Below are 25,756 nucleotides of genomic sequence, written 5' to 3'. Positions count from 1 at the left end.
GATCGTCAACCATCAGGAGGAAGTCATGTCTCGGCAAACGGATCATGCCAATCTGTTCGATGATGCCCGCTCGCGCCTGGAAGCCGTCTTCGAGGCTCTCGACGTGCCGGCGGATGCGCGCGAGCGGTTGATGCAGCCCAACCTATCGCTGCAGGTCAGCGTTCCGGTGCGCATGGACGACGGTCGGCTGAAAGTCTTCCCGGGCTGGCGCGTGCAGTACAACGACACGCTGGGCCCGGCCAAGGGCGGCATTCGTTTCCATCCCAACGTCACTCAGGAAGAGGTCACCACACTGAGCTTCTGGATGGCGGTGAAGTGCGCCGTGGTCGATCTGCCCTACGGCGGCGGCAAGGGCGGCGTCCAGGTCGACCCCAAGGCGCTGTCGCGCCTCGAGCTGGAGCGCCTCGCCCGCAGCTATGTGCGCTCCATTGCCGATGTCATGGGACCCGACCGCGACATTCCCGCGCCCGACGTCAACACCAATGCCATGGTCATGGGTTGGATGGCCGACGAATTCGACCATCTGGCCCGCGGCAAGGTGCCGGCGGCCATCACCGGTAAGCCGCCGGCGTTGGGAGGTTCGCTGGGTCGCGTCGCCGCCACGGGGCGCGGCGCCCTGCACGTGCTGGATCTCTGGGCCGCGCGCGCGGAACGCCGCACGGAGGACGTGACGGTGGCGGTCCAGGGCTTCGGCAATGCCGCCTACCATTTCGCCCGCCTGGCCCACGCGCGAGGCTATCGAATCGTCGCCGTCTCTGATTCCAAAGGCGCCATCTACAGCGAGGAGGGGCTCGACCCCGACCCGATCATGGTTCAGAAGCGTCGCAATCAGCGATTGCACGACATGGTCTATTGCAACGACTCGGTGTGCATCGCCGAGAACGTGGAGAAGCTCGACCGCGATGACCTGCTCACGCTGGAGGTGGACGTGCTGGCGCTGGCGGCACTGGAGAATCAGATCCACGAGGACAACGTCGACCAGGTGCGGGCGAAGGCGCTGCTCGAGATCGCCAACGGGCCGGTCACCAGCGCGGCCGACGCGCGGCTCGAGGAGCGCGGCGTGCCGGTAATCCCCGACGTGCTGGCCAATACCGGCGGCGTGATCGTCAGCTACTACGAATGGGTGCAAAACCGCACCGGCGAACGCTGGGCCGAAGAGGAGGTCAACGCACGCCTCGCCGAGCGCATCGAGCGGCAGAGCCGGCTGGTGCTCGAGCGCGCCGAACGGGAGTCGGTCTCGAATCGCCAGGCGGCCTACCGCCAGGGCATCGAACGAATCGCCAACGGCATCCTGAAGCGGGGCAACTGCCAGGATAGCGACTGAGCTTCCGTGCCCCGCCACGGGGTGACAATTCAGGGGCCGACGGCGACAATGTCGCCCTTGTCGAACGGACCCGGAACGCCATGCCGCAAGCGCTGAGAATTCTGCATCGTGATGACCACCTGGTGGCGGTGCACAAACCCGCCGGCCTGCTGGTGCATCGCACAGCGCTGGCACACGGCGAGCGTGAGTTCCTGTTGCAGCGTCTGCGCGATCAATTGGGCCGGCGTGTCTACCCGGTACATCGCCTTGATCGCCCCACTTCCGGGGTGATGATCTTTGCCCTCGATCCAGCCTCGGCGGCCCGGCTGGCCGAGGCTTTCGCCCAGCGCCAGACGCACAAGCGCTATCTGGCCGTGGTGCGAGGTATCGGCCCCGAGCACGAATGGCTCGACTATGCCCTGCGTGAGGAGGACGGCAGTCGCCCCAAGGCAGAAATGCCAGCGCTGGAGGCGTCGACCGAAATCCGCCGGCTCGACAGCGTGGAGTTGCCCGTGCAGGTGGATCGCTACCCCACCAGCCGTTACTCGCTGCTGGAGGTGCATCCGCTGACCGGTCGGCGCCACCAGATCCGTCGTCATCTCTCCCGTCGCGGCTATCCGATCATCGGTGATGCCAAGCACGGCAAGGGCAAGCACAACCGCTTCTTCGCCGAGCGCCTGGATTGTCCGCGGCTGCTGCTGGCGGCGGTGGGCCTGGCCTTCGCGCACCCGGTCGACGGCCACCGCCTCGAGCTGAGCTGCGCCCTCGACGCCGGCATGACAGCACTGCTGGAGCATTTCGGCTGGGCTTCCCATCTCCCCCTCGACGGCGTGCGGGAAGCGGCGCGCCATCCTTCCCTCCCCGCCTGATTCGGAGGCCCATTGTCCCCATGACCGCTGCGCCCATCCCCCAGGATGACTACGACTTTCGCTTCGGCGGCATTCGTCGGCTTTACGGCAGCCGCGCCCTCACCCGTTTTCGCACCGCCCATGTGGTCGTGGTGGGCGTGGGTGGCGTCGGCAGCTGGGCAGTGGAGGCCCTGGCGCGCTCGGGCATCGGCCGGCTCACGCTGATCGATCTCGACGACGTCTGCGTCTCCAACGTCAATCGCCAGTTGCCCGCCCTCGACGGCCATATCGGCCGACCCAAGGTGGATGTGCTCGCGGAACGCTGCCGGGCCATCCAGCCCGGCATCGAAGTCGCCGCCGACCCGGCCTTCGTCACACCGACCAACCTGGCCGACCGCATTCCCGCAGACGCCGACTATGTGGTCGATGCCATCGACAGCGTGGTGGCCAAGGCGGCGCTGATCCATTGGTGCCGGCGGCGCAAGCTGCCGATCGTCGTGGCGGGCGCCGCCGGCGGACAGACCGACCCCACCCGCATCCGGGTGGCGGACCTGGCGCGCACCGAGCACGATCCACTGCTGGCCAAAGTGCGCGCCCGTCTGCGACGCGACTACGGTTTTTCACGCAACCCCAAGCGCCGCTTTTCGGTCGAATGTGTCTACTCCGACGAGCAACTGATCTACCCTGGCGCTGATGGCGAAGTCTGCCTGCAGAAGCCCGGCGCAGGTGAATCGACGCGACTGGACTGTGCCTCCGGTGTGGGTGCGGCGACGTTCGTCACGGGCGGCTTCGGCTTCATCGCCGCCTCGCGAGTGCTCGCACGCTTGGCCAAGCAGGCCGCCAGGGAGGCGGTCGACGCCAACACCTATTGTTGACCTGGAGCCCAGAGATGTCCCACCCCTACCCCGTTCCCGGCATCTACAGCCACTACAAGGGCAACCGCTACGAGGTGCTCGGCGTGGCCCACCACAGCGAGACCGAGGAGCCCATGGTGGTCTATCGGGCGCTCTACGGCGATTACGGCCTGTGGGTACGACCGCTCGCCATGTTCACCGAGACCGTTGAGGTCCGCGGTGAACCCGTCCCTCGCTTCGATCTGGAGAAAGCGTTCTGACCCGGCCAGCCTGACCGCACCGCTCACTTCTCTACCGGGCCGCGCTTTTTTCGTTTGACCGCTCCTGACACAAGACCGGCGCCCTTGAGGCGCCGGTCTGCAGCATCGCTGTACGTGTGAAACTCGGCGATTATTCGTCCCCGGCCTCCTGCATCTGGCGCAGCATGTAATTCTCGATACCGACCTTGTCGATCAGGCCGAGTTCGGTCTCGATATGATCGATATGCTCTTCCTCGTCGGCGAGAATATCGCGGAACATATCGCGGGTGACGTAATCCTTGACCTGCTCGCAGTAGGCGATGGCCTCGATATAGCCGTCACGTCCCTCATGCTCGATCTTGAGGTCGCATTCGAGCATTTCACGCACGTTCTCGCCGATGTGCAGCTTGCCGAGATCCTGCAGGTTGGGCATGCCTTCGAGAAAGAGGATACGCTCGATCAACCGGTCGGCGTGCTTCATCTCGTCGATGGACTCGTCATACTCCCACTTGGCCAACGCCTTCAGGCCCCAGTCCTTGTACATCTTGGCGTGCAGGAAGTACTGGTTGATCGCTACCAGCTCGTTGCCAAGCGCGGCGTTCAGGTATTCGATGACCTTGGCATCGCCTTTCATTGCTGCTCTCCCTCTCGTAGACCTCAGGGCCTAGCCCTCGTTGTTGCGGTAACTGAGTTGACCATCTCAGTCAGTATCAGACAATAAAAGCAAAAAATCCAACCGGGACAACCGGTTGGATTAATATCAACAATAATGAGAGAGATTGGCATCGACTGGCTCGTTCGCCGGATGCCCCTCGGCCAGCCTAGACAGCGTAGGCGAGATCGTTGGCCGAGGCCATCAGCTCGGACTTGATCGCCTCGCGCGTAATCGTCTTTGCCACACAGGCGCACTTGCCGCATTGGGTACCGCAGCCGGTCTCCTGCTGCACTTCCCGCCAGCTCCGCGCACCGCCCTCGACGCTCTCGCGGAGTTTGCGGTCCGACACGCCCTTGCAAAGACATACGTACATCGACATCACCTCGCTGTGCTTACGAGGGGTAATGTAAATGATTCGCATAGGCTATCGCAAGAGGGAATCGCCCATTTTTTGACCGGCGTCAGGTTCGGCGCCGTCGGTCGGGCTTGGGCAGTACGACGACCTGCGTCCCCGATGCGATGTCGGGCCAACTGCGGCGCTCGGCATCGAACAGTACCCAGAGATACCCCAGGCCGAAGGCGAGCAGCGACAGCCAGGCCGCCACGTAGCGCACCAGACTCTGACGCAAGGTGAGCGAATGACCGCTGCGGGTCTGGACGCGCAGGCGCCAGGCCTGCATGCCCAGGGTCATGCCGCCGCGCATCCAGAAGAAGGCAAAGAACACAAACGCCCCGGTCAGCAGCGCCAGTTGCAGCGTCACGCGCTGCAGCGCTCCCTGGCCCACCTGCTCGGGATCCAGCCCCAGGATCAGGCGCACGAAGGCCACGTGCAGCACGCCGATCAGGACCCAGATGGCCGCAACCAGGAAGGCATCGTAGAGCAAGGCGCCCAGGCGGCGCCCCAGGCCGGCCGGCCATACATCGTCGAGCTGATCGAATCGTCGTTGCATCATTGTCTCTTCTTCAGGTTCATGCCGGCCGGCGTCGCTAACCCGAGCGACGCAGCAGATAAAGCCCCAGGGCGGCGCAGAGCAGAGTCGGCGCCAACACCGCCCAGGCCGGTGAAAAGCCGAACACGGTGGAGGCCGGCGCCAGCAGATCCTGCAAATACTTGAACGACAACCCGACGACAACGCCGTAGAACACCCGCGTGCCGGCAGCCACGGTGCGCAGCGGGCCGAACACGAACGATGCCGCCACCAGCACCAGCGATGCCATGGTCAGCGGCAGCAGCATCTTCTGCCAGAAGTACAGCAAGGGCTGCGTGGCCTGCTGCCCTTGGGACAACAGGTAGCGCGAATAGGCCCACAGTTCGCTGGGCGCTTGACTATTGATGTCACGCAGCAGGCGATTGAGCTGATCGGGAATGAGCGTCGTCTGCCACTCCAGCCGATCGTGCGCCTCGGCCTCGGTACGGTCATCGGCGAAGCGCGTGATTCGCACGTCCTCGAGCATCCAGCGATCGCCCTCCCAGGCCGCACGCGCCGCCTGCACGGCTTCGCGCAGTCGCTTGCCCTCGAAGACGTAGCGGGTCAGGTCGAGCACAGTGTCGTCGGCACGAATGGCACCGAAGCGGTAGATACTGTTGCCTTCACGCTGCCAGCCGCCGCTTTGCGTGAGCAGCGCGCCTTCGCCCTGCATCTGCTCCAGGCGCCAAGCGCTGGCGTACTGCTCGGTACGCGGACTGACGAACTCGGCGATCAGCAGCAGTATGGCCACCACCAGGACGATCGGTTTCATCACGCCCCACAGGATGCGCGCCAGCGACCGACCGGCCGCGCGCATCACCGTCAACTCGTTGCTCGACGCCATGCTGCCGAGCCCGATCAGCGCCCCGATCAGCACCCCCACCGGGGCATATTGATAGAAACGCCAGGGCAGGCGCATCAGCAGGAAGAGCAACACCTCGAAGGCACCGTAGCTGCCTTCCACGTCATCCAAGTCATTGATGTAGCTGATCACCAGATCGAGCCCCAGCAATACCACCTGGACGACGATGATCGCGCCCAGCACGTTGCGGGCGATGTAGCGGTCGAGACGGTCGGTCACCAGCATCAGCGCATCCCCCGACGCTGGTTGTGAAACAGCAGGCCCAGCCCGAGCGCCAGAAAGAGCAAGTGGATGGGCCACATGCCGATCGTCGCCGGCAGCGAGCCACGCCCCACGGCATCGAGCGCCGCCAGCAGCAGGCTCAGATAGCAGATGTGCAGAAAGATGGCCGGCAACAGCTTGGCGAAACGCCCCTGACGCGGATTGACCCGGGACAGCGGCATCGCCAGCAGGGTCAGGATGAAGACCATCAACGGCAGCGACAGCCGCCACTGCAACTGGGCCTGCGCCGGGTCGGAGTCATCGCCGAGCAACGCCGCCGTAGGGGCGTACTCCGCCGAATCCAGCTCGCGCTGTTCGCTGCCGAGCGAGAGCCGCACGGCATAGGTTTCGAACTCGAGCCGCTCGGCCTCGTGACGCCCCGGGTCGACGCTGTAGCGTTCGCCGTCGGTCAGTACCAGGAAGCGGCTGCCGGTCTGCTCATCCACGGTCTGGTAGCCGCTGCCCGCTCGGGTCACGGCGGTATCGGGCGTACCGTCACGGCGTCGCTGGCGTTCGCTGATGAAAACCTCCTGCATGCGCCGCCCATCGTCGCTGAAGCTCTCGGTGTAGGCGGTGCGCCCGCCGCCGAAATCCTGGAAGCGTCCCGGCGCCAGCGCCGAAAAATCGAGCCGGCTGCGCTGCTCCTCGAGCATGACTGCGTTGTGTAGTGCGCCGGCGGGCGTCAACCACAGGCTGCACACCCCTACCAGCAACGCTACCAGAGTGGCTGGCACCAGGCTCACCTGAAGCAGCCGTACGGGGCTGATGCCGCAGGCCACCAGCACGGTGATCTCGCTGTTGAGATAGAGCTGACCATAGGCCAACAGGATGCCGAGAAAGAATGCCAGCGGCAGGATCAGCTCGAGAAATCCCGGCAGGTGAAACAGCATCAGGTTGCCCAGGATGGTGGCGGGAATGTCGCCTTCGGCAGCATCGGTGAAGTAGCGAATGAACCGGCTGCCCATGATGACCAGCAGCAGCACACCGGCGACGGCGGCCATGGTCAGCAGGATCTCGCGTGTCAGGTAACGAAAAATGATCATGCGGCGGTCTTCCATGCAATGGCGCCATGCCTTGAGTACACTGGGGTGATTCGGCAGTGGCCCGGAGCCGTGCCGGCATTATCCAGAATCCCCCATCGCTTGTCTTGTGGAGTCACCATGGAATTCCCAGTTCAGACGGCCAATCCCGCCAAGGCCGAAACGGCCTGCCTCGTGGTACCGGTGTTCAAGGATGGCGATCTGCTGCCCGCCGCCGCCAAGCTCGACGACGCCAGCGAGCGGCTGATCGGCCAGCTGATCGAGCGCGGCGACTTCGATGCCAAGCTGGGCAGCGTGCAGCTGATCCCCTTCGCGCCCGGGCTCGGCGCCGATCGTCTGCTGCTGGTGGGTCTGGGCGAACGCAACAAATGTCAGGAACGCGCCTTCATCAAGGCCCTGGACGCCGCCTTTGCCGCGGTGGCCGGCCTGCCGGCCGAGGACGTCGCCGTGGCCTTCACCGACGTGCCGCTCGGCGATCGCAGCGTCGCATGGAAGGCGCGCATGACCGCGGAGGCCGCCCACCGCGCCGTCTATCGCTTCGACGAATTCAAGTCGGAGAAGGCGCCCCGGCCGCGGCTGGAGAAAGTCACCCTGCTGCTCAGCGACGGCGACACCGTCGAAGCCGTCCGCGAGGGGGCACGCATCGGCGATGCGGTGGGCCAGGGAGTAGCTTACACCCGCACCTTGGGCAACCTGCCCGGCAACATCTGCACGCCGAGCTACCTGGCCGAGCAGGCCGAACAGCTGGGCCGCGAGTCGGGCGGCGCGCTCACGGTCGAGATCCTCGACGAGGCCGCGCTGGAGGAGCTCGGCGCCCATAGCCTGCTCTCGGTGGGCCGCGGCAGCGAACAGCCTTCGCGGCTGATCGTCATGCAATACCGGGGCGCCGAGAAGGCCGACGAGGCGCCCCACGTGCTGGTGGGCAAGGGCATTACCTTCGATACCGGCGGCATTTCGCTCAAGCCGGGCGAGGCGATGGACGAGATGAAGTTCGACATGTGCGGGGCCGCCAGCGTGTTCGGCACCGCCAAGGCGGTGCTGGGTATCCAGCCCAAGCTCAACCTGGTGTTCGTCGTCGCCGCCGCGGAGAACATGCCCGACGGCCGCGCCACCAAGCCCGGTGACATCATCAAGACGCTCAAGGGGCTCACGGTGGAAGTGCTCAACACCGACGCCGAGGGCCGCCTGGTATTGTGCGACGCGCTGACCTACGCCGAACGCTTCGAGCCCGCCAGCGTGGTTGATATCGCCACCCTGACGGGCGCGGCGATCATTGCCCTGGGCCACCACGCCACCGGTCTGCTCTCCAACGACGATGATCTGGCGCTGGACCTGCTCGACGCCGGCGAAGCCGCCTGGGACCGGGCCTGGCACCTGCCGCTGTGGGACGAGTACAGGGAGCAGCTCGACTCCAACTTCGCCGACATGGCCAATATCGGCGGTCGCCCGGCCGGCACCATCACTGCGGCCTGCTTCCTCTCACGCTTCGCCGACAAGTTCCCCTGGGCGCACCTGGACATCGCCGGGACCGCCTGGCACTCCGGCAAGCAGAAGGGAGCCTCCGGCCGTCCGGTGGGTCTGCTGACCCAGTACCTGCTCGACCGCGAAGAGGAAGCGCGCCAGGTCGAAAACGACGCCTGACGTTGCCAAGGTTGCCAACGCAGGCGACAACCGTTACATCTGACGCATTGTGTGCTCCGGGTCGGCCGACCCGGAGCGCCTAAGAAGCCCAAGAAAACGCCGGTATCCCGGCATAGCGGAGACTTTTTTGCCGTGCCCAACGCAACCTTCGAGATACTGCCCAGCGCCATGCCCACGGCAGCCAACATTCGCGACGACATCCTTGCCAGCCCCGGCTTCGGCCAATACTTCAGCGATCACATGGCTCACGTGCGCTGGACAGCCGATGCCGGCTGGCACGGTCACGAAGTACGCCCCTACGGGCCGCTGACCCTCGACCCGGCCGCCGCCGTGCTGCACTACGGCCAGGAAATCTTCGAGGGCATCAAGGCCTACCGCCACGCCGACGGCTCGGTATGGTCGTTCCGCCCCGAGAAGAACGCCGAGCGCTTTCGCCGCAGTGCGCGCCGCCTGGCATTGCCCGAGCTCAGCGACGAGGACTTCGTCGGCTCGCTCAGGGCCCTGCTCGAGCAGGACCAGGAGTGGGTGCCAACGCCCAGCAGCGAGGCCGACGAATCGAGCCTCTACCTGCGCCCGTTCATGATCGCCAGTGAGAAGTTCCTCGGCGTGCGCCCCGCCAAGGAAGTCGACTACTACGTCATCGCCTCACCCGCCGGCGCTTACTTCAAGGGCGGTATCGCACCCGTATCCATCTGGCTCTCCTCGCACTACAAGCGCGCCGCCCCCGGCGGCACCGGCTTCGCCAAGTGCGGCGGCAATTATGCCGCATCGCTTGCCGCGCAGAAGGAGGCCGAGAAGCACGGCTGCGGCCAGGTTGCCTTCCTCGACGCCGCCGAGAACAAGTGGGTTGAGGAGCTGGGCGGCATGAACCTGTTCTTCGTCTACAAGGACGGTAGCCTGGTAACGCCGCGCCTGACCGACACCATCCTCGAGGGTGTGACCCGTGACTCGGTGCTGACGCTTGCCCGCGACGAAGGGTTCACCCCCGAGGAGCGCGCCATCAGCATCGACGAGTGGCGTGACGGCGTGGCCTCCGGCGAGATCACCGAGGTCTTCGCCTGCGGTACCGCCGCGGTGATCACCCCGGTGGGCCAGTTGATCAGCGAGGACGACACCATTCGCATGCCCGACGAAGGCAACGAGGTGGCCAAGCGCCTGCGCACCAAACTGCTCGACATGCAGTATGGCCGCGCCGAAGATAAACACGGCTGGTTGACCAAGCTGGTCTGACGCCTTACGAATCCCGCTATGCCACGAGCCGGCCAACGCCGCGCGAGGCGGCCGGCAGCAGGCCCGATGCCATGGATGGCATCGGTAGCGCCCAACGATGGGTTCACAGTCTCGATGCCATCCGCTCGCCTGAGCTTGCGCAAGCTCTGAGATAAAACGCGGCGAGCGATGGCCAGACAAGGCAAAAATTGGCGAAATAGCGGTGTTTACAAGTCGTGAATTAGCATATTGAGCCAATTTTTTAACGCCGTATGGCCGAGCGCAGCCCATTTTAGACAGAGCGTCATGACCCAGGTTGACTTCTATATCTTGCCCGACACCACGCTGGAAGCACGGCTCGACTTCGCCTGCCGCCTGGCCGAGACCATCGCAGGCAAGGGCTTCCGGCTGCACCTGCATGCCGAGGACGAGGCAATGGCCTCCGATCTCGACGAGCGGCTGTGGACCTTTCGCCCCGAGGCCTACCTGCCCCACACCCTCCTCGACAGCGACATGGCCGACAGCGTGGCGGTGACCATCGGCTGGGAGCAGCCACCCGAGCCGAGCCCCGAAGCACCCATGGCGCTGCTCAACCTCGCCCCGGGCATTCCCGAGTGGTTCTCGCGCTTCGAGCGGGTCGCCGAGATCATCAACCAGCACCAGCAGGTGCTCGTCGCCAAGCGCGAGTGCTGGCAGACCTACAAGCAGCGTGGCTATCCCGTCAAGGCGCATCAGCTACGCGGCTGACGCCAACTCCCCCATCGCGCTATAATCGAGCCCATTTTTCGAACCCTCTTCGCGAATACCAGCCGTCCGGGCCTCACCCGGCGGCGATCATTTCTGGACCCGGAACGCCCCATGGACAAGACCTACCAACCCGAGCAGATCGAATCCCGCTGGTACGAGCGCTGGGAGGCCGACAGCCGCTTCGCCCCCTCGGGCGCGGGCGAACCCTACTCGATCATGATCCCGCCGCCCAACGTCACCGGCAGCCTGCACATGGGCCACGCGTTCCAGGACACCATCATGGACACGCTGATTCGCTGGCGACGCATGCAGGGCCACAACACCCTGTGGCAGGTAGGCACCGACCACGCCGGCATCGCCACGCAAATGCTGGTCGAGCGCAAGGTCGCCGCCGAAGAGGGCAAGAGCCGCCACGACCTGGGGCGCGAGGCGTTTATCGACAGGGTCTGGGAGTGGAAGCATAAGTCGGGCGGGCATATCACCCGCCAACTGCGCCGCATGGGGGCGAGCGTCGACTGGAGCCGCGAGCGATTCACCATGGACGACGGCTTCTACAGGGCGGTCCAGGAAGTCTTCGTGCGCCTCTTCGACGAGGGCCTGATCTACCGCGGCAAGCGCCTGGTCAACTGGGACCCGACCCTGCATACCGCGATCTCCGATCTCGAAGTGGAGAACCGCGACCAGCAAGGCCAGTTCTGGCACTTCCGCTATCCGCTGGCGGACGGCGTGACCACTGACGCCGGCCTCGACCATCTCGTCGTCGCCACCACCCGCCCCGAGACCCTGCTCGGCGACACAGGCGTGGCGGTCAACCCCGAGGACCCGCGTTACGCCTCGCTGGTGGGCAAGTTCGTCGAACTGCCGCTGGTCGGACGGCGTATCCCCATCGTCGCCGACGAACACGCCGACATGGAGAAGGGCTCAGGCTGCGTGAAGATCACCCCGGCCCACGACTTCAACGATTACGAGGTGGGCCGCCGCCACGGCCTGCCGCTGATCAATGTCTTTACCAAGGACGCCGCGATCCTGCCCCAGGCGGAAGCCTTTGACATCCAGGGGCGCCCACTGCCCGAGATCGACCCCAGCCTGCCCGAGAAATACGCCGGACTCGACCGCTTCGAGGCGCGCAAGCAAATCGTCACCGACATGGAGGCCGCCGGCCTGCTCGAGCAGGTCGAGACGGTCAGCAACACCCTACCCTTCGGCGACCGCAGCGGCGACGTCATCGAGCCGCTGCTCACGGATCAGTGGTTCGTCGCCGTGGAGAGCCTGGCCAAGCCCGCCATCGAGGCGGTGGAGAACGGCGACATCCAGTTCGTGCCCAGGAACTACGAGAACATGTACTTCTCGTGGATGCGCGACCTGCAGGACTGGTGCATCTCGCGCCAGCTGTGGTGGGGTCACCGCATTCCCGCCTGGTACGACGCCGAGGGCAACGTCTATGTCGCCCGCACCGAGGCCGAAGCACGCGACAAGCACGGCCTTGATGCCGACGTGGCCCTGACCCAGGACGAGGACGTGCTCGATACCTGGTTCAGCTCGGGGCTGTGGACCTTCGGCACCCTGGGCTGGCCGGAGAAGACCCCGGAGCTCGAGACCTTCCACCCTTCGAGTGTGCTGGTCACCGGCTTCGACATCATCTTCTTCTGGGTCGCACGCATGATCATGCTGACGCTGAAGTTCATGGACGAGGTGCCGTTCAAGACGGTCTACGTGCATGGCCTGGTGCGCGACGGCCAGGGCCAGAAGATGTCCAAGTCCAAGGGTAACGTGCTCGACCCCATCGACCTGATCGACGGCATCCGGCTCGACGAGCTGCTGGAGAAGCGCACCGGCAACATGATGCAGCCGCAGAAGGCCAAGACCATCGCCAAGGCCACGCGTGACGAGTTTCCCGAGGGCATCGAGCCCCACGGCACCGACGCGCTGCGCTTCACCTTCCTGTCGCAGGCCACCACCGGGCGCGACATCAAGTTCGACATGGGCCGCCTGGATGGCTACCGCAACTTCTGCAACAAGCTGTGGAACGCCTCGCGTTACGTGCTGATGAATGCCGAGGGCGAAGATTGCGGGGCAGACGGTGGCCACGTCGAGCTGTCGCTGGCCGACCGCTGGATCGTCTCGCGCCTGCAGCAGACCGAGGCCCAGGTGACCAAGGCGATGGAGGAGTTCCGCTTCGACCACGCGTCGCAAGCGCTCTACGAGTTCGTCTGGAACGAGTACTGCGACTGGTACCTGGAACTCTCCAAGCCGGTGCTGTGGGACGACAACGCCTCGCCTGCCGCCAAGCGCGGCACCCGCCGCACCCTGGTGCGTGTACTGGAAGCCATCCTGCGCCTGGCCCACCCGATGATGCCGTTCATCACCGAGGAGATCTGGCAGCGCGTGGCGCCGCTGGCGGGCAAGGCCACCGGAGATGGCAGCGAGTCGATAATGAACCAGCCCTGGCCCATGGCCGAGCAGGAGAAGATCGACGTGCAGGCCACCCGCAACATCGAATGGCTCAAAGGCGTGATCGTCGCAGTGCGCAATATCCGCGCCGAGATGAACATTGCCCCCGGCAAGCCGCTGGAGGCACTGCTGACCAAGGGCAGCGACGCCGACCGCCAGCGCCTGGAGGCCAACCGACCGTTCCTGGCCAAGCTGGCCAAGCTCGAGAGCGCCACCTGGCTCGACGACCCGGCCCAGGCGCCGCTCTCGGCCACCCAGTTGGTCGGCGACATGGAGGTGCTGGTACCCATGGCCGACCTGATCGACAAGGAGGCGGAGCTCGCCCGCCTGGCCAAGGAGATCGACAAGCAGGACAAGCTGATCGGCGGCATCGAGAAGAAGCTCGGCAACGAAAGCTTCGTCGCCAAGGCGCCGGAGGCAGTGGTCGAGAAGGAGCGCGGCAAGCTCAAGGAGTACCAGGCGGCCCGCACCCTGCTCGTCGAGCAGCGCAACAAGATCGCCGCACTCTAGAGGCCCTGGCAGGCCAGTTACGGCTGGTATGTGCAAAGTAACAGCAAGTTAAAGAACGCTGTTCCGTTACGTTCTCTTACGCTAAAATGGGGCATCGCCATCCACCTCGTGCATGCCCCATGTCACACTTCGAACCCTCCCTCGCGCTTGGCCGCGTCCTGCTGTTCAACCTTCTCGGCGCCCTGCTGGTCTGGTCCTGGCTCTCGCCCAGTCTGCTGTTCTGGACCGAGCTGGACGATGCCGTCTTCTTCACCACCAATGCTTGGCTCCGCGAGGACAATGCGGCGTGGGTGCTGTTAGTGGCGCTGGTCAACAATCGACTGTTCGACGTGGCAAGCCTGCTGGTCCTGCTGGGCCTCTTCGTCTGGGCCATGCGGCGCGATACGCCTCACCCATACCGCCTGCTGCGCTGGGGCGGCATCGGACTCACCATGCTCCTGACGGCGGTATTCATCGCTCAAGGCGTCAGCATGGCGGTGCCTTATACCCACCCCAGCCCCACACTGGTCTACGAGAACGTCAACCTGGTCACGCAGATGGTCGAGTTCCCCACCAAGGACAGTTCGGCGAGCAGCTTCCCAGGGAACCACGGCCTCAACCTGTTCCTGTTCACCGCCTTCATGTGGCGCTTCGCCGGCGTCCGGGTGGCGCTGGTCAGCGCTGCGGCTGGAGTGTTCCTGAGCGCCCCGCGCATCCTCAGCGGCGCCCACTGGTTCAGTGACATCTACTTCGCCGCTCTGGCGATCAACCTGATCGTCACGCCGTGGATCCTGCTGACACCGCTGGGTCCACGCCTGGTCCACTCCATCGCCAGTGGGCTGGCCAAGGTGCGCAGCGTCCTGCTGCCTCAGGTGGCTTAGGCTTAGTCCGAAAGCTGGCTGCGCTTGGTCAGGCAGCGTTTAAAGACAGCTCAAAGCACTCGTTTACACACCGTAAACTCCGTCTTTTCGCTGTCTTTGCTTGTCTGGCCGATACTCACCGTCTTTCAGACGGAACCCTAGTTCGCTCTGCGCCAGCCGCCCAGCACGCGCTGATCGGGGCCGAAGAAGACCAGCCGATCATGGTCGATCAAGTAGCGATAGGCGTCTTCCATCATGCCGGTGATGCGGCGAGCGTCATCGAGCTGTGGACAGCCTCGACGGGTCGTCGACAGTTCGCTGAACTCGATGCGGTTGCCGTCGCCCAATCGGGCCCGGCCGTTGAGTTCGTTGCAGCCATCGCTACCACTCACACGCCCGTCGGCGGCGATAACGAAATGCGGCGTATTCGGCATCGAAAGCCGTTCGTCGGTTCCCAGCAGCAGCAGATTCCAGCGCTGCCCCACTACGGGATTATCGGCATCGATGACGTACGCGTCGTCACGCGTCACTTCCGCGGGACGGCTGCTGCAGGCCGCGAGGGTCAGCGCTATCAATGCCAGCGTCAGCACGTGGCCAATGCGTGTCTTGCTCATCGGGTTGCGTTCCTCGTCGCCTACCAGGTGCCGGTGTTTTCCATCGACGCCCAGGGTTCGCGTGGCGGCAACGGATCGCCCTTCTGCAGCAGTTCGACGGAGATGCCGTCGGGACTGCGCACGAAAGCCATGTGACCGTCGCGCGGTGGTCGGTTGATGGTGACGCCGCCCGCCTGCAGTCGCTCGCAGAGGGCGTAGATGTCATCGACACGATAGGCCAGATGGCCGAAGTTGCGACCGCCCGTGTACGCTTCCGGATCCCAGTTGTAGGTCAGCTCCAGCTCGGGCGACTTGAGTTCGGCGGAGCGCGCCTCGTCTTCCGGCGCGGCCAGGAATACCAGCGTGAAACGCCCTTTCTCGTTCTCCTTGCGGCGCACCTCTTTCAGCCCCAGCAGATCGCAATAAAAGTGCAGCGACGCATCCAGGTCGCCGACGCGGACCATGGTGTGCAGGTATTGCATGCTTCCTCCTTGTCATCCCAGCCACTGTGGGCGAAAACAGCGAACCACTGAACGGATCGACGAGCGAGACGACGCAGCGACTCGCTCGCGCCGGCCCTGCGCAGTGTTCTCCTAGTCGTGAGTGTACTCGTTGAAGATCGCCGGTGTCCGGTCCTCGCGCTGCCAGGCCAGCACGGCGTAGTCGTCTTGGCGCCCCGTTTCCATTCCCGGGGTGCCGTGCGGCATGCCCGGTACCGCGAGGCCCGCCACGTCGGGCCTTTCTGCCAGAAGGCGCTTGATGTCGCCGGCCGGCACGTGACCCTCGATCACGTAGCCCTCGACCACGGCCGTGTGACACGAGGCGATCTCGGACGTGACGCCGTGTTCCATCTTCACCGCCCGAATATCGGGCGTCTTGTGCTGGCGTACCTCGAAGCCTTCCGCCTCGAGATGCTCGGCCCAGGCCGAGCAGCAGCCGCAGTTGGGGTCTTGATACACTTCGATGACGGCTTCGGCCCAGGCGGAAGTGGCGAACAGGGCGAGCAGCGCAGCGGTCAGCGCGGAGCGGAGCGGCTTCCTGCTGCTGCCGTTTACCGTTAGGATCTTCATGCTGACGGTTCCTGATGGTGAGTAATGAACGAATCGTGACAAGCCGGGGAGGGCTTGCCAATACCCTGGCCGGGAGAGTGAGCGAAAATGACGCACTATTGCGATATTGCCCCGGGGCATCCTTACCACGGCCCCTACCACGACGCCGAATACGGCTTCCCGGTCGAGGATGATGAGCGGCTGTTCGAGCGCCTCGTGCTCGAGATCAACCAGGCCGGCCTGTCGTGGCTGACCGTGCTGAAGAAGCGCGACGCCTTCCGCCTGGCCTACGACGACTTCCGGATCGATCGGGTGGCCGCCTTCGGCGACGCCGAGCGGGCACGTCTGCTCGGCGATGCTGGCATCATCCGCAACCGGCTCAAGGTGGAGGCCGTCATCCACAACGCCGGCATGATCCAGGAATTGCAGCGCGAGCATGGCAGTTTTCGCGCCTGGCTCGAGCATCATCATCCGCTGCCCCTGGCCGAGTGGGTGAAGCTGTTTCGGCGTACCTTTCGCTTCACCGGTCCGGAGATCGTCGGCGAGTTCCTGATGAGTACCGGCTACCTGCCGGGGGCTCACCGCGACGACTGTCCCGTCCATCAGCGCATTCTCGCCGCCGGTCCGGCCTGGCACAGCGCCTGAGCCGGGCGCCCGCGCTCGCGACGACAAGGAGCCCGATGGATGGACACGCTGACGCAGGCCGCGCTGGGAGCCGCGGTAGGGGGGGCCGTGCTGGGCCGACGCCTAGGCCGTCGAGCGGTACTGATCGGCGCGGCACTGGGCACCCTGCCCGACCTCGATGTCTTCATCGACTACGGCGATGCCGTGGCCAATATCACCGAGCACCGCGGTTTCAGTCATTCGCTGTTCGTGCTGAGCGGCCTCGCTACGCTGCTGGCGCTTCTCGCCAGGCGTTTCTTCCCGGCCCGCGACATCTCCTTCGGCCACTGGTGGGCCTTCTTCCTGCTGTGCCTCGTCACTCATCCTCTGCTCGACGCTCTGACCACCTACGGCACCCAGATCTGGTGGCCGTTCGACGTTCGGCCCAGTGCCTGGCCCGTGGTGTTCATCATCGATCCGCTCTACACCCTGCCGCTACTGGTCGGTGTCGGCGCGTCGCTCGTCACCGGCGACGGGCACCGCGGCCCTGCCTGGGGGCTGGGACTCTCCTGTGCCTACCTGCTCTTCGCCATGGGCGCCAAGGGGCTGATCGAGCATCGCCTGACGCCCCTGCTCGCCGAGCACGGGCTCGATGACGCACCACGCCTGGTGCAGCCCAGCCCCTTCAATACACTGCTGTGGCGGGTCACGGTCATGGAGGGGGATCTTCAGCACGAAATCTTGATCGGGTTGTTCGACGGCGACCGGCCGCCGTTGCTGGAAACCTATCGCCGCGGGAGCGAGCTCGAGTCGGTGGCTCTGGCCACGCCACAGGGTCGGCGACTCGACTGGTTCGCCGGACCCTTCCTGCGTTACGCGGTACGTGAGCACAAGGGGGAATCGCTGCTGGTAGCGACCGACCTTCGGCTTGGCTTTCCCGGCTTCTATGCCTTCAGCTTCAGCCTGGCGCGGTACGAGAAAGCCGGCTGGCAGCCGCTCGAGGTCAGCGAGACGATTCCGGCTCCCTCTCGGGCCGACCGAGATGTCCTGAGGCGGCTCGGCCAGCGGCTATTCGCTGCCGAGCCGCCCTTCTGCACCAGCGAGTTCGTCGCCGAGCGCTGGGTGGTCGACGTTCCGGAGGCCTGTTGAGCCAGGCCTCGACACGCCAGGCAAGCGGATCAGAGCGCCTCGACCAGCCCGTCGATGGCCTGTCTGGCCTCCTTGAGCGCGGCTTCGCGACGCCCATCGCCCATGGCGAGCCCCTCGGCATGGATCACCGACACGTCGGTGATGCCGATCATGCCCAGCATCGCCTTCAGGTGCGGCGTCTGGGTGTCCAGCTCGGTACCGGCGTACTCCCCACCGCGTGCGGCCAGGATGACCGCTCGCTTGCCGGTCACCAGCCCCTCGGGCCCCTGCTCGGTGTAACGGAAGGTGGTGCCCGCGCGCATCACCCGATCGAACCAGGCCTTGAGTTGAGACGGAATGCCGAAGTTGTACATCGGCACCGCCAGTACCAGCACCTCGTGAGCTCGCAGCTCGTCGATCAGGCTATCGGAGCGCTGAGCCAGCACCTGCTGCTCGGCGGAGCACCCTTCGGCCGCGACCTGCCAGCTGGAAAGCTCCTCGAACCCCAGGTGCGGCAACGACTCGACGGCCAGGTCCCGGTGAGTGACGGTGAGATCGTCACGTCCGGCGACGCGGTCGAGTAGGTGGCCCGCCAAGGCATTGGACTGGCCATGCTCGCCGAGAATGGATGAGGTGATGAGAAGTATACGGGTCGCCATGACGATCTCCCTTTGAGTGGGCGTGGTATTGATCGTCATGTTACGTGTATTTTTTTGCACTAAAAGCGCATTGTTTTGCGCATACCGTTCGATAAATACGAACTTTGCCTCGGCAATAGGCCCTGCCTAACGGAAGGGCCTACCCGTGCCTTAGCTGAAGTTCTGGGTAACGAAATCCCAGTTCAGCACCTTCCAGACGTTTTCGAGATACTTGGGACGCGCGTTGCGATAGTCAATGTAGTAAGCGTGTTCCCATACATCGATAGTCATCAGCGGCGTCTGGCCGTGGGCGATGGGCGTGTCGGCGTTGCTGGTGTTGACGATGTCGACGCCGCCGTCGGCGGTCTTGATCAACCAGGTCCAGCCGGAGCCGAAGTTGGCCACGGCATTGGCGTTGAAGGTTTCCTTGAACTTGTCGAAGGAGCCGAACTTGGCGTTGATCGCCTCGGCCAGCGCGCCGCTCGGCTCACCACCACCGCTGGGGGACAGGCAGTGCCAATAGAAGGTGTGGTTCCACACCTGGGCCGCCTGGTTGAACAGACCGCCGGAGGAGGACTTGATGATCTCCTCGAGCGATTTGTTGGCGTCGTCGGTGCCTTCGGTCAGCTCGTTGAGCTTGTTGACATAGGCCTGATGATGCTTGCCATAGTGGTAGTCGAGGGTCTCGGCGGAGATATGCGGCTCGAGGGCGTTCTTGTCGAAGGGCAGTGCAGGCAATTCGAATGCCATTGTTGTGGCTCCTTGCTTTTCACGGTGGAAAGGCGGGACATCCTGTGTCGCTCAGCAGCTCCCACTTGCTTCCGGGACGCCCCGCCGCTATTTTCCAATGAAACACTAGGTTAATTCCAGCCGCCGTTATGTCAAGCAATACCGATGGAAGCTCCACGAGCGATACCGCCGAGCGCCTGCTGCATCTGCTGAAGGTGCGCGGCCCCCTCTCTGCCGCTGCGCTGGGCGAAATGCTCGGTACCAGCGGCGAGAATGCCCGGCAACAGCTCACCAAGCTGGCCCGCCAGGGGCTGGTGGACCAGCGCCCCCGTCCCGGCGGGGTCGGCAGGCCGACCGCCGAATGGCGACTCAGCGAGGCCGGCCACGCTCGCTTTCCCGATGGCCATGCCGAGCTGGCTTCCCGATTGATCGTCAGTGTCCGGGACACCCTGGGCGACGAAGCGCTGGCGCGACTGGTCGAGGCGCGGCAGGGAGAAACCCTGGCGCTCTACCGCGAGGCGCTGGCCGACGCCACGAGCCTCGAGGCCCGCGTCGAGCGCCTGGCCGAGATCCGCACCCGCGAAGGCTACATGGCAGAATGGCAACGCGAGGAGGATGGCAGCCTGCTGCTGATCGAGAACCACTGCCCGATCTGCCAGACCGCCCGCACCTGCCCCGACTTCTGTCGCGCCGAGCTGGAGGTCTTTCGCGCCGTACTGGACGTACCCGTCGAGCGCACCGACCATGTACTGGCCGGCGCGCGGCGCTGCGTCTACCGCATTAGAAAGGGTTAGGGCGCGATGCCTTGACCGCATCCCCGATACGTCTGCCCGTCTATCGTCAGCGTTACCCGGGCCGGAAACGGCTCGCCGCTCATGTCGTCGAAACAGGCGCGCGCCTCCAGGCGCAATTCGAAGGAGCGGTCGGCCTGGCCGCTGGCCAGCGCGACTCTGCCCTCGGCGTTGTCCATCTCGGTGACCCGGTAGGGCAGCGATAGCTCACGCTCGCCGTAGTCGAGCAGCAGCGTCACCCGCGGAGCGTCATGGGCCAGGTTGACGACCCAGCCGGGTTCGTTGCCGCGGGCGTGGAACATCACCCCCGGGCGCTCCTGACGGGTCAGGGTTTCCCGCTCGACCTTGGCTCGGCAATCGAGCCGACCGTTGGCACTCTCGACCATGGCCTCGTCACCCTTGACCCAGACGCTGAGATCCCCCTGCTGGTAGCGCGCGCCACTGGCGACTACCGCCGGAGGCAGGCGGTAAGCGCCATGCGCCGACCAGAGCCGCAGCTCGCGCTCGCCCACGGCTGTGACCATGTCCTGGTCAGACGTGCAGCGCCAGGCCTGGAAGCTCGCCGCCCCGCCGGCGAACAGCATGGAAGGCAACAGCGGCGCGGCGGGAGCGACAGCGCCGCGCGCTTGAGGCAGCGCGCTGGAAGCGGAATCGCTGACATCGGGGCGCGGCGTCTCGTTCGGGGCGATGGCACAGCCCCCCACTGCCAGGCCGGCGCCGAGTAGCGAGAGACGAGCGAAAAACGAAACAAAAGGGAACGGCATGCGGACTCCTCGAAGCGGACGGACGCGCACAGGATACCAGGCACCGCCGTCGACGGGCCCGGCTGGCGTTCCACGCCCCACGAACGCTCCGTCGTCACGCATGACGTTGGCGCAGCTCACGTGCCGCCTCGACCATGTTGGCCAGCGCCGGCTCCACCTCGCTCCAGCCGCGGGTCTTCAGGCCGCAGTCGGGATTGACCCACAGCCGTTCGACGGGAATGCGCTCGGCCGCCTTCTCCATCAGCTGCACCATCCACGCCACATCAGGCACGTTGGGCGAGTGGATGTCGTAGACACCCGGCCCGATCTCGTTGGGGTAGGCGAAATCCTGGAAGGCGTCGAGCAGCTCCATGTTCGAGCGCGAGGTCTCGATGGTGATGACGTCGGCATCCAGCGCCGCGATGGCGGCGATGATGTCGTTGAACTCCGAATAGCACATATGGGTGTGGATCTGGGTGGCGTCGCGCGCCACCGCCGCGGTGAGGCGAAAGCATGCCACCGCCCAGTCGAGATAGCCCTGCCACTCGGCCTGGCGCAGCGGTAGCCCTTCGCGAAGCGCCGGTTCGTCGATCTGAATCGCTGGGATACCGGCGGCCTGCAGGTCGGCGACCTCGTCGCGCAGGGCCAGGGCGATTTGCCGGCAGGTGACCTCGCGCGGCTGGTCATCGCGCACGAAGGACCATTGCAGCATGGTCACCGGACCGGTCAGCATGCCCTTCATCGGTCGCTTCGTCAGCGATTGTGCATACCGACTCCAGCGCACCGTCATGGCCTCGGGCCGGACCACGTCGCCGACGATAATAGGTGGCTTGACGCAGCGCGAGCCGTAGCTCTGCACCCAGCCGTGGCGGGTGAAGACGAAGCCGTCGAGCTGCTCGCCGAAGTACTCCACCATGTCGTTGCGCTCGGCCTCGCCGTGCACCAGCATGTCGAGCCCCAGCGCCTCCTGGCGTTGCACGGCGTCGGCGATGGCGGCGCGCATCTGCGCCTCGTAGGCTTCGCGCCCCAGCTCGCCGCTACGGTAGGCGCGACGCGCGGCGCGAATCTCGCCGGTCTGCGGGAAGGAGCCGATGGTGGTGGTGGGGAACAGCGGCAGGTCCAGGGCGCGACGCTGATCACGGGCCCGTACCGGGAAAGGGTTGTCGCGGGAGAGCTCGGCATCGGAAAGACTCGCCAAACGCTCGGCCACCGCCGCTCGATGCAGGCGCGGCGAGGCGCGACGCACATCGAGTGCCGCCGTGGCGGCGGCGACCCGGCCCCGATCCTCGTCATTGCCCCGGTTGCCGAGCAGCCGCGCCAGGGTCACGGTCTCGTCGAGCTTCTGACGGGCGAAGGCGAGCCAGCTCTTGAGTTCCTCGTCGAGTTCGCTCTCGGCGGCGAGATCCACCGGCACGTGGAGCAGCGAGCAGGAGGGAGCCAGCCACAGCCGTTCACCGAGACGCATGCGGGCGCTGGCGAGTCGTTCATGCAGCGCCGCCAGGTCGGCCCGCCAGACGTTGCGCCCGTCGATGGCGCCCACCGAGAGCACCTTGTAGCCGGGCAGGTTGTCGATCACCGGGGTCAATTGATCGGGTGCGCGCACTGCGTCGATATGCAGGCCGTCCACCGGCAGACCCACCGCCAGCTGCAGGTTGTCCCCCAAGCCACCGAAGTAGGTCGCCACCATCAGCTTGACCGGCACCGAGCGCAGGGCGTTGTAGGCCGATTCGAAGGCCTGCTTCCACGCCACGGGCAGGTCTTGCACCAGCGCCGGCTCGTCGAGTTGCACCCACTCCACTCCCTGCGCGGCCAGGCGGGTGAGAATCTCGCCGTATACCGGCAGCACCGCCTCGAGCAGGCTCAGGCGATCGAATTCGGCTTCGCCCCCCTTGCCCAGCCACAGCCAGGTCAGCGGTCCCGTCAACGCCACCTTGACCGGATGCCCCGCCTCGCGCGCCTCGGCCACTTCGTCGAACAGGCGTGAGCTGGCCAGATGAAAGCGTTGCCCCTCCTGCAGCTCGGGGACCAGGTAGTGGTAATTGGTATCGAAGTACTTGGTCATCTCGCAGGCGGCGGCGGGCGTCCCGCTGGGGGCCCGTCCACGGGCCATGCGGAACTGCGTGTCCAGGTCCACTTCGCCACGGGCGATTTCGTCAGTGGCTCCGAAACGCGACGGCACGGCGCCCAGCAGCGCGGTGACATTGAGCACCTGATCGTAGAAGGCGAAGTCGCCCACGGTGACGTAATCGAGGCCCGCGTCGCGCTGGGCCTGCCAGTGGCGCTTGCGCAGCTCACGTCCGGTGGCTTCCAACGCCTCGCGGTCGACTTCGCCGCGCCAGTAGGCCTCTACGGCTCGCTTGAGCTCACGGTTCGCGCCGATTCGCGGATAGCCAAGCACATGAGCTGATGTCATGATGTTTCCCTCTACGCATGAATGTTGCCGTAGAGTCTCGCCACAGGGAGAGGGTGAATCAAACTAAATATATTAACTGTGAACTTGAAGAAATCTCATCATGATCGAACTTCGCCACCTGCGTACCCTGGTTGCCTTGCGTGACGCCGGCTCGCTGGTCGAGGCTGCCGAACGGGTTCACCTGACCCAGTCGGCACTGTCGCATCAGATCAAGGATCTCGAGGAACGCCTGGGCAGCCCGCTGTTCGTGCGCAAGACACGCCCGGTGGAGTTCACCCGCGCCGGGCAGCGTCTGCTCACCCTGGCCGAGCAAGTGCTGCCGCTGGTGCGTATGGCCGAGCGCGACGTGGCCCGGCTGATCGGCCACGAGCCGGGGCGTCTGCACATGGCCATTGAATGTCATAGCTGCTTTCAGTGGCTGATGCCCACCATCGACCGTTTCCGCGATCACTGGCCCGAGGTGGAGATCGACATCCCCGGTGGGCATCACTTCGATCCGCTGCCGTCACTGGCGCGAGAGCAGCTCGATCTCGTCATCACCGCCGACCCGCAGCCGCTGCCCGGGGTCCACTACGAGCCGCTGTTCCGCTATCAGGGGCTGCTGGCGGTCGCGCGACAGCATCCCCTCGCCGAGCGCGATTTCGTCATGCCCCGGGACCTGGCCGAAGAGACGTTGATCACCTACCCCGTGGAGCACGCCCGTCTCGACGTGTTCACTCAGTTCCTCGACCCTGCCGGGGTGCGGCCCCAAGAGACCCGTACCGCCGAACTCACGGTCATGATGATGCAACTGGTGGCCAGTGGACGAGGTGTCTGCGCGCTGCCCAACTGGGCATTGACCGAATATCTGGAGCGCGACTACGTCAAGGCGGTAGGCCTGGGCGAGACGGGGATGTGGAGCACCCTGTACGCCGCCATTCGCGAAGAGAGCCGCGACCAGCCCTGGATGGAGGATTTTCTGCGCACCGCGCGCGAGACCTCGTTCGCGGTGCTCGAGGGAATCAAGCCCGCTTAGCGGGCAGCGACGGCCGCTTGCTCGGCTGGGTGGGCAGCAGCAGCGAGAAGCGCGCGCCGCCCAGTTGCGGGCTGTCGTCGACTACCACGCTGCCGCCGTGCCAGGCCATGATCTTCTGTACGATGGAGAGACCCAGCCCGTAACCGCCGGAGCGCCGGGTGCGGCTGTCGTCGAGCCGCGCGAAGGGCTTGAAGATCGTCTGGCGTTCCCCGGCCGGCACCCCCGGCCCATCGTCCTCGATATCCAGCCGCACCAGACGTGACTCTTGTGCGAGCCGCACCAACACTCGCGACTGCGCATGACGGCAGGCGTTGGCGACCAGGTTCTGCAGCGCTCGCTGCAGGTAGCGCGGATCGGCCGTTACCTCGAATTCCGGCCCGGGTGCCAGCTCCAGGCGCAGGTGGGCGTGCAGCGGCGCCAGCGTGTCGATCACGCGCTCGGCGATCGCCCGGCAGTCGACCTGGGTGCGCTCGAGCTCGGCGCCATTGACCATGCCGCTGTCGAGCCGGGCGTAGGTGAGGATCTCATCGATCAACTGATCGAGCTCCTCGATATCGCTGTCGATGCCGTGCAGCTGACGGCGTATCGCCGGGTTGTCGGTCATGTCCTCGACCATCTGCATGGCGAAGCGAATGCGTGCCACCGGCGTGCGCAGCTCGTGCGATACCGCGCGGATCATCTCCTGCTGCGAGCGCAGCAGCGACTGCACCTGGGCCGCCATGGCATTGAAGGCCATTCCGACCCGACCGATGAAACCACCGCCATCGACCTTGACCCGCGTATCGAGACGCCCGCTGGCGATGCGTCCCGCGGCCAGTTCCAGGCGAGCCAGGCGCGCCTCGACCCCACGCACGATCAGGTAGATGATCGCCGCCAGCACGCCGAGCATGATCACCAGCACCAGCAGCAACAATGAGATGGGGGTAGGCTCGAGCGCCGAGACCGGGCCGATCGAGAGCCATTGGCGCGAACCGTCGGCAGCGGGCACGGCGAGATGGACCGTCAGCGCCCAGTGGCCCGGCAGCAGGCGGATGACCAGCTCGCCGTCGCGCAGCCGCGTCAGCTGATGGCTGTCGAGCCCCTCGGGGGCGAGATCGCGAAGCTGCACGGGCAAGGCTGCGCTGGTCACGCTCGCCAGCCGCCGCCGGCGTGCGTCGCCTTCCACCTCGGCCAGCCAATCGCCCAGCAATTGCGCCAGGCCGCGCAGCTGACGCTCGTTGAGGCCGGAAAGGCGCGCTTCGAGGATGCGGGCTTCACGCGGCACGCGTCGGTAGAGCCGCCAGTTCTCCTCATCCTCCATCTTGACCAGGACCCGGCCGCGCTCCAGTCGACGACGTTCGAACCAGCTGAGTTCGGCGACATCCGGGTCGCGCAGGGCGAGACGCATATTGAGCATGTCGGCCTGCTGGGTCAGCCAGTCGCCGCGCTGGTTGGCCGGCATCGCCGCTATCCGCCAGGTCAGTAGCTGCAGCGGCGCTTCCGCCAATTGCTCGCGATACTGCTCTATTCGCACCCGATCGACCAGGGCCAGCCCCATCAGGGCCAGGCCGAAGGTCAACAGCAGAGCCAGGGCCAGGGCGAGATAGACGCGCAGGAAGGAGCCATCGGCGAGAAACCGCTGCATGGC

The 25,756-nt window shown here is 65.4% G+C and carries 26 protein-coding genes; 13 read left to right on the top strand and 13 right to left on the bottom strand.

What is annotated here, in order from left to right:
• Nucleotides 1-25 precede the first annotated feature (25 nt).
• The 4 genes from CYJ07_RS14720 to CYJ07_RS14705 all read left to right on the top strand — a co-directional run bounded on the left by CYJ07_RS14720 (nucleotide 26) and on the right by CYJ07_RS14705 (nucleotide 3,265).
• Entirely contained in the window at nucleotides 26-1,324 is a 1,299-nt protein-coding gene (locus tag CYJ07_RS14720) for a Glu/Leu/Phe/Val family dehydrogenase (protein WP_104204465.1), read from the top strand.
• Between the two features lie 80 nt (nucleotides 1,325-1,404).
• A complete protein-coding gene (locus tag CYJ07_RS14715; RefSeq protein WP_104204464.1) occupies nucleotides 1,405-2,172 on the top strand; it encodes a pseudouridine synthase in 768 nt (255 codons plus the stop codon).
• Between the two features lie 20 nt (nucleotides 2,173-2,192).
• A complete protein-coding gene (gene tcdA, locus CYJ07_RS14710; RefSeq protein WP_104204463.1) occupies nucleotides 2,193-3,026 on the top strand; it encodes a tRNA cyclic N6-threonylcarbamoyladenosine(37) synthase TcdA in 834 nt (277 codons plus the stop codon).
• Nucleotides 3,027-3,040: 14 nt separating this feature from the next.
• Nucleotides 3,041-3,265 (top strand): DUF1653 domain-containing protein, encoded by a 225-nt coding sequence (locus CYJ07_RS14705; protein WP_104204462.1) that lies wholly within the window; start codon nucleotides 3,041-3,043, stop codon nucleotides 3,263-3,265.
• 130 nt (nucleotides 3,266-3,395) lie between these two features.
• On the opposite strand, the gene bfr is transcribed toward CYJ07_RS14705, so the two are convergent.
• The 5 genes from bfr to lptF all read right to left on the bottom strand — a co-directional run bounded on the left by bfr (nucleotide 3,396) and on the right by lptF (nucleotide 7,033).
• Nucleotides 3,396-3,878: a bacterioferritin gene (bfr, locus tag CYJ07_RS14700; protein ID WP_104204461.1), complete on the bottom strand. Its 483-nt coding sequence runs from the start codon at nucleotides 3,876-3,878 to the stop codon at nucleotides 3,396-3,398.
• A gap of 187 nt (nucleotides 3,879-4,065) precedes the next feature.
• Complete coding sequence (locus CYJ07_RS14695; protein WP_104204460.1) at nucleotides 4,066-4,272, bottom strand: (2Fe-2S)-binding protein; 207 nt, start codon at nucleotides 4,270-4,272, stop codon at nucleotides 4,066-4,068.
• Nucleotides 4,273-4,360: 88 nt separating this feature from the next.
• Nucleotides 4,361-4,849 (bottom strand): RDD family protein, encoded by a 489-nt coding sequence (locus CYJ07_RS14690; protein ID WP_104204537.1) that lies wholly within the window; start codon nucleotides 4,847-4,849, stop codon nucleotides 4,361-4,363.
• A 37-nt stretch (nucleotides 4,850-4,886) separates the two neighbouring features.
• Nucleotides 4,887-5,951: an LPS export ABC transporter permease LptG gene (gene lptG / locus CYJ07_RS14685; protein ID WP_104204536.1), complete on the bottom strand. Its 1,065-nt coding sequence runs from the start codon at nucleotides 5,949-5,951 to the stop codon at nucleotides 4,887-4,889.
• Nucleotides 5,952-5,953: 2 nt separating this feature from the next.
• Nucleotides 5,954-7,033: an LPS export ABC transporter permease LptF gene (gene lptF / locus CYJ07_RS14680; RefSeq protein ID WP_104204459.1), complete on the bottom strand. Its 1,080-nt coding sequence runs from the start codon at nucleotides 7,031-7,033 to the stop codon at nucleotides 5,954-5,956.
• Nucleotides 7,034-7,150: 117 nt separating this feature from the next.
• Between lptF and CYJ07_RS14675 the strand changes: the two genes are divergently transcribed.
• The 5 genes from CYJ07_RS14675 (at nucleotide 7,151) to CYJ07_RS14655 (ending at nucleotide 14,448) form a co-directional block, all read left to right on the top strand.
• Complete coding sequence (locus CYJ07_RS14675) at nucleotides 7,151-8,671, top strand: leucyl aminopeptidase (RefSeq protein ID WP_104204458.1); 1,521 nt, start codon at nucleotides 7,151-7,153, stop codon at nucleotides 8,669-8,671.
• A 168-nt stretch (nucleotides 8,672-8,839) separates the two neighbouring features.
• A complete protein-coding gene (locus tag CYJ07_RS14670; RefSeq protein WP_104204535.1) occupies nucleotides 8,840-9,901 on the top strand; it encodes a branched-chain amino acid aminotransferase in 1,062 nt (353 codons plus the stop codon).
• Nucleotides 9,902-10,186: 285 nt separating this feature from the next.
• Nucleotides 10,187-10,627 (top strand): DNA polymerase III subunit chi, encoded by a 441-nt coding sequence (locus CYJ07_RS14665; RefSeq protein WP_104204457.1) that lies wholly within the window; start codon nucleotides 10,187-10,189, stop codon nucleotides 10,625-10,627.
• 111 nt (nucleotides 10,628-10,738) lie between these two features.
• The gene (locus CYJ07_RS14660) at nucleotides 10,739-13,588 is read left to right on the top strand and encodes a valine--tRNA ligase (protein WP_104204456.1); all 2,850 of its coding nucleotides are present in this window, start codon (nucleotides 10,739-10,741) and stop codon (nucleotides 13,586-13,588) included.
• A gap of 119 nt (nucleotides 13,589-13,707) precedes the next feature.
• On the top strand, nucleotides 13,708-14,448 hold the full coding sequence (locus tag CYJ07_RS14655; protein ID WP_231489648.1) for a phosphatase PAP2 family protein: 741 nt from the start codon (nucleotides 13,708-13,710) through the stop codon (nucleotides 14,446-14,448).
• Nucleotides 14,449-14,585: 137 nt separating this feature from the next.
• Here CYJ07_RS14655 and CYJ07_RS14650 read toward each other — a convergent pair whose 3' ends face one another.
• From CYJ07_RS14650 to CYJ07_RS14640, 3 genes are all read right to left on the bottom strand, one after another.
• Nucleotides 14,586-15,041 (bottom strand): META domain-containing protein, encoded by a 456-nt coding sequence (locus CYJ07_RS14650; RefSeq protein ID WP_104204454.1) that lies wholly within the window; start codon nucleotides 15,039-15,041, stop codon nucleotides 14,586-14,588.
• A gap of 20 nt (nucleotides 15,042-15,061) precedes the next feature.
• The gene (gene gloA / locus CYJ07_RS14645) at nucleotides 15,062-15,502 is read right to left on the bottom strand and encodes a lactoylglutathione lyase (RefSeq protein ID WP_104204453.1); all 441 of its coding nucleotides are present in this window, start codon (nucleotides 15,500-15,502) and stop codon (nucleotides 15,062-15,064) included.
• Nucleotides 15,503-15,613: 111 nt separating this feature from the next.
• Nucleotides 15,614-16,090, bottom strand: coding sequence for a DUF411 domain-containing protein (locus CYJ07_RS14640; protein WP_104204452.1), 477 nt, complete (start codon nucleotides 16,088-16,090; stop codon nucleotides 15,614-15,616).
• Between the two features lie 87 nt (nucleotides 16,091-16,177).
• Here CYJ07_RS14640 and CYJ07_RS14635 point away from each other — a divergent pair, with 87 nt between their 5' ends.
• A complete protein-coding gene (locus CYJ07_RS14635; protein ID WP_104204451.1) occupies nucleotides 16,178-16,714 on the top strand; it encodes a DNA-3-methyladenine glycosylase I in 537 nt (178 codons plus the stop codon).
• A 39-nt stretch (nucleotides 16,715-16,753) separates the two neighbouring features.
• The gene (locus tag CYJ07_RS14630) at nucleotides 16,754-17,821 is read left to right on the top strand and encodes a metal-dependent hydrolase (protein ID WP_104204450.1); all 1,068 of its coding nucleotides are present in this window, start codon (nucleotides 16,754-16,756) and stop codon (nucleotides 17,819-17,821) included.
• 29 nt (nucleotides 17,822-17,850) lie between these two features.
• Here CYJ07_RS14630 and CYJ07_RS14625 read toward each other — a convergent pair whose 3' ends face one another.
• Both CYJ07_RS14625 and CYJ07_RS14620 read right to left on the bottom strand, forming a co-directional pair.
• Complete coding sequence (locus CYJ07_RS14625; protein WP_104204449.1) at nucleotides 17,851-18,459, bottom strand: FMN-dependent NADH-azoreductase; 609 nt, start codon at nucleotides 18,457-18,459, stop codon at nucleotides 17,851-17,853.
• 150 nt (nucleotides 18,460-18,609) lie between these two features.
• On the bottom strand, nucleotides 18,610-19,188 hold the full coding sequence (locus CYJ07_RS14620) for a superoxide dismutase (protein ID WP_104204448.1): 579 nt from the start codon (nucleotides 19,186-19,188) through the stop codon (nucleotides 18,610-18,612).
• 128 nt (nucleotides 19,189-19,316) lie between these two features.
• On the opposite strand from CYJ07_RS14620, the gene CYJ07_RS14615 reads away from it, so the two are divergent.
• A complete protein-coding gene (locus tag CYJ07_RS14615) occupies nucleotides 19,317-19,961 on the top strand; it encodes a helix-turn-helix transcriptional regulator (RefSeq protein WP_104204447.1) in 645 nt (214 codons plus the stop codon).
• Here the strand turns inward: CYJ07_RS14615 and CYJ07_RS14610 are convergent.
• Both CYJ07_RS14610 and metE read right to left on the bottom strand, forming a co-directional pair.
• Entirely contained in the window at nucleotides 19,958-20,722 is a 765-nt protein-coding gene (locus CYJ07_RS14610; protein ID WP_104204446.1) for an MliC family protein, read from the bottom strand. The two genes, CYJ07_RS14615 and CYJ07_RS14610, sit on opposite strands and share 4 nt — an antisense overlap.
• A gap of 94 nt (nucleotides 20,723-20,816) precedes the next feature.
• Nucleotides 20,817-23,114, bottom strand: coding sequence for a 5-methyltetrahydropteroyltriglutamate--homocysteine S-methyltransferase (metE, locus tag CYJ07_RS14605; RefSeq protein WP_104204445.1), 2,298 nt, complete (start codon nucleotides 23,112-23,114; stop codon nucleotides 20,817-20,819).
• A 100-nt stretch (nucleotides 23,115-23,214) separates the two neighbouring features.
• Here metE and CYJ07_RS14600 point away from each other — a divergent pair, with 100 nt between their 5' ends.
• Complete coding sequence (locus CYJ07_RS14600) at nucleotides 23,215-24,129, top strand: LysR family transcriptional regulator (protein ID WP_104204444.1); 915 nt, start codon at nucleotides 23,215-23,217, stop codon at nucleotides 24,127-24,129.
• Here CYJ07_RS14600 and CYJ07_RS14595 read toward each other — a convergent pair.
• A complete protein-coding gene (locus tag CYJ07_RS14595) occupies nucleotides 24,116-25,753 on the bottom strand; it encodes an ATP-binding protein (RefSeq protein ID WP_104204443.1) in 1,638 nt (545 codons plus the stop codon). The genes CYJ07_RS14600 and CYJ07_RS14595 overlap by 14 nt on opposite strands.
• Between the last annotated feature and the right edge of the window lie 3 nt (nucleotides 25,754-25,756).

The organism is Billgrantia saliphila (genome assembly GCF_002930105.1).
GTDB lineage: Bacteria > Pseudomonadota > Gammaproteobacteria > Pseudomonadales > Halomonadaceae > Halomonas > Halomonas saliphila.
The sequence above is the reverse complement of the archived record's forward strand: the minus strand, read 5'-3'. Positions and strand labels throughout refer to the sequence as shown.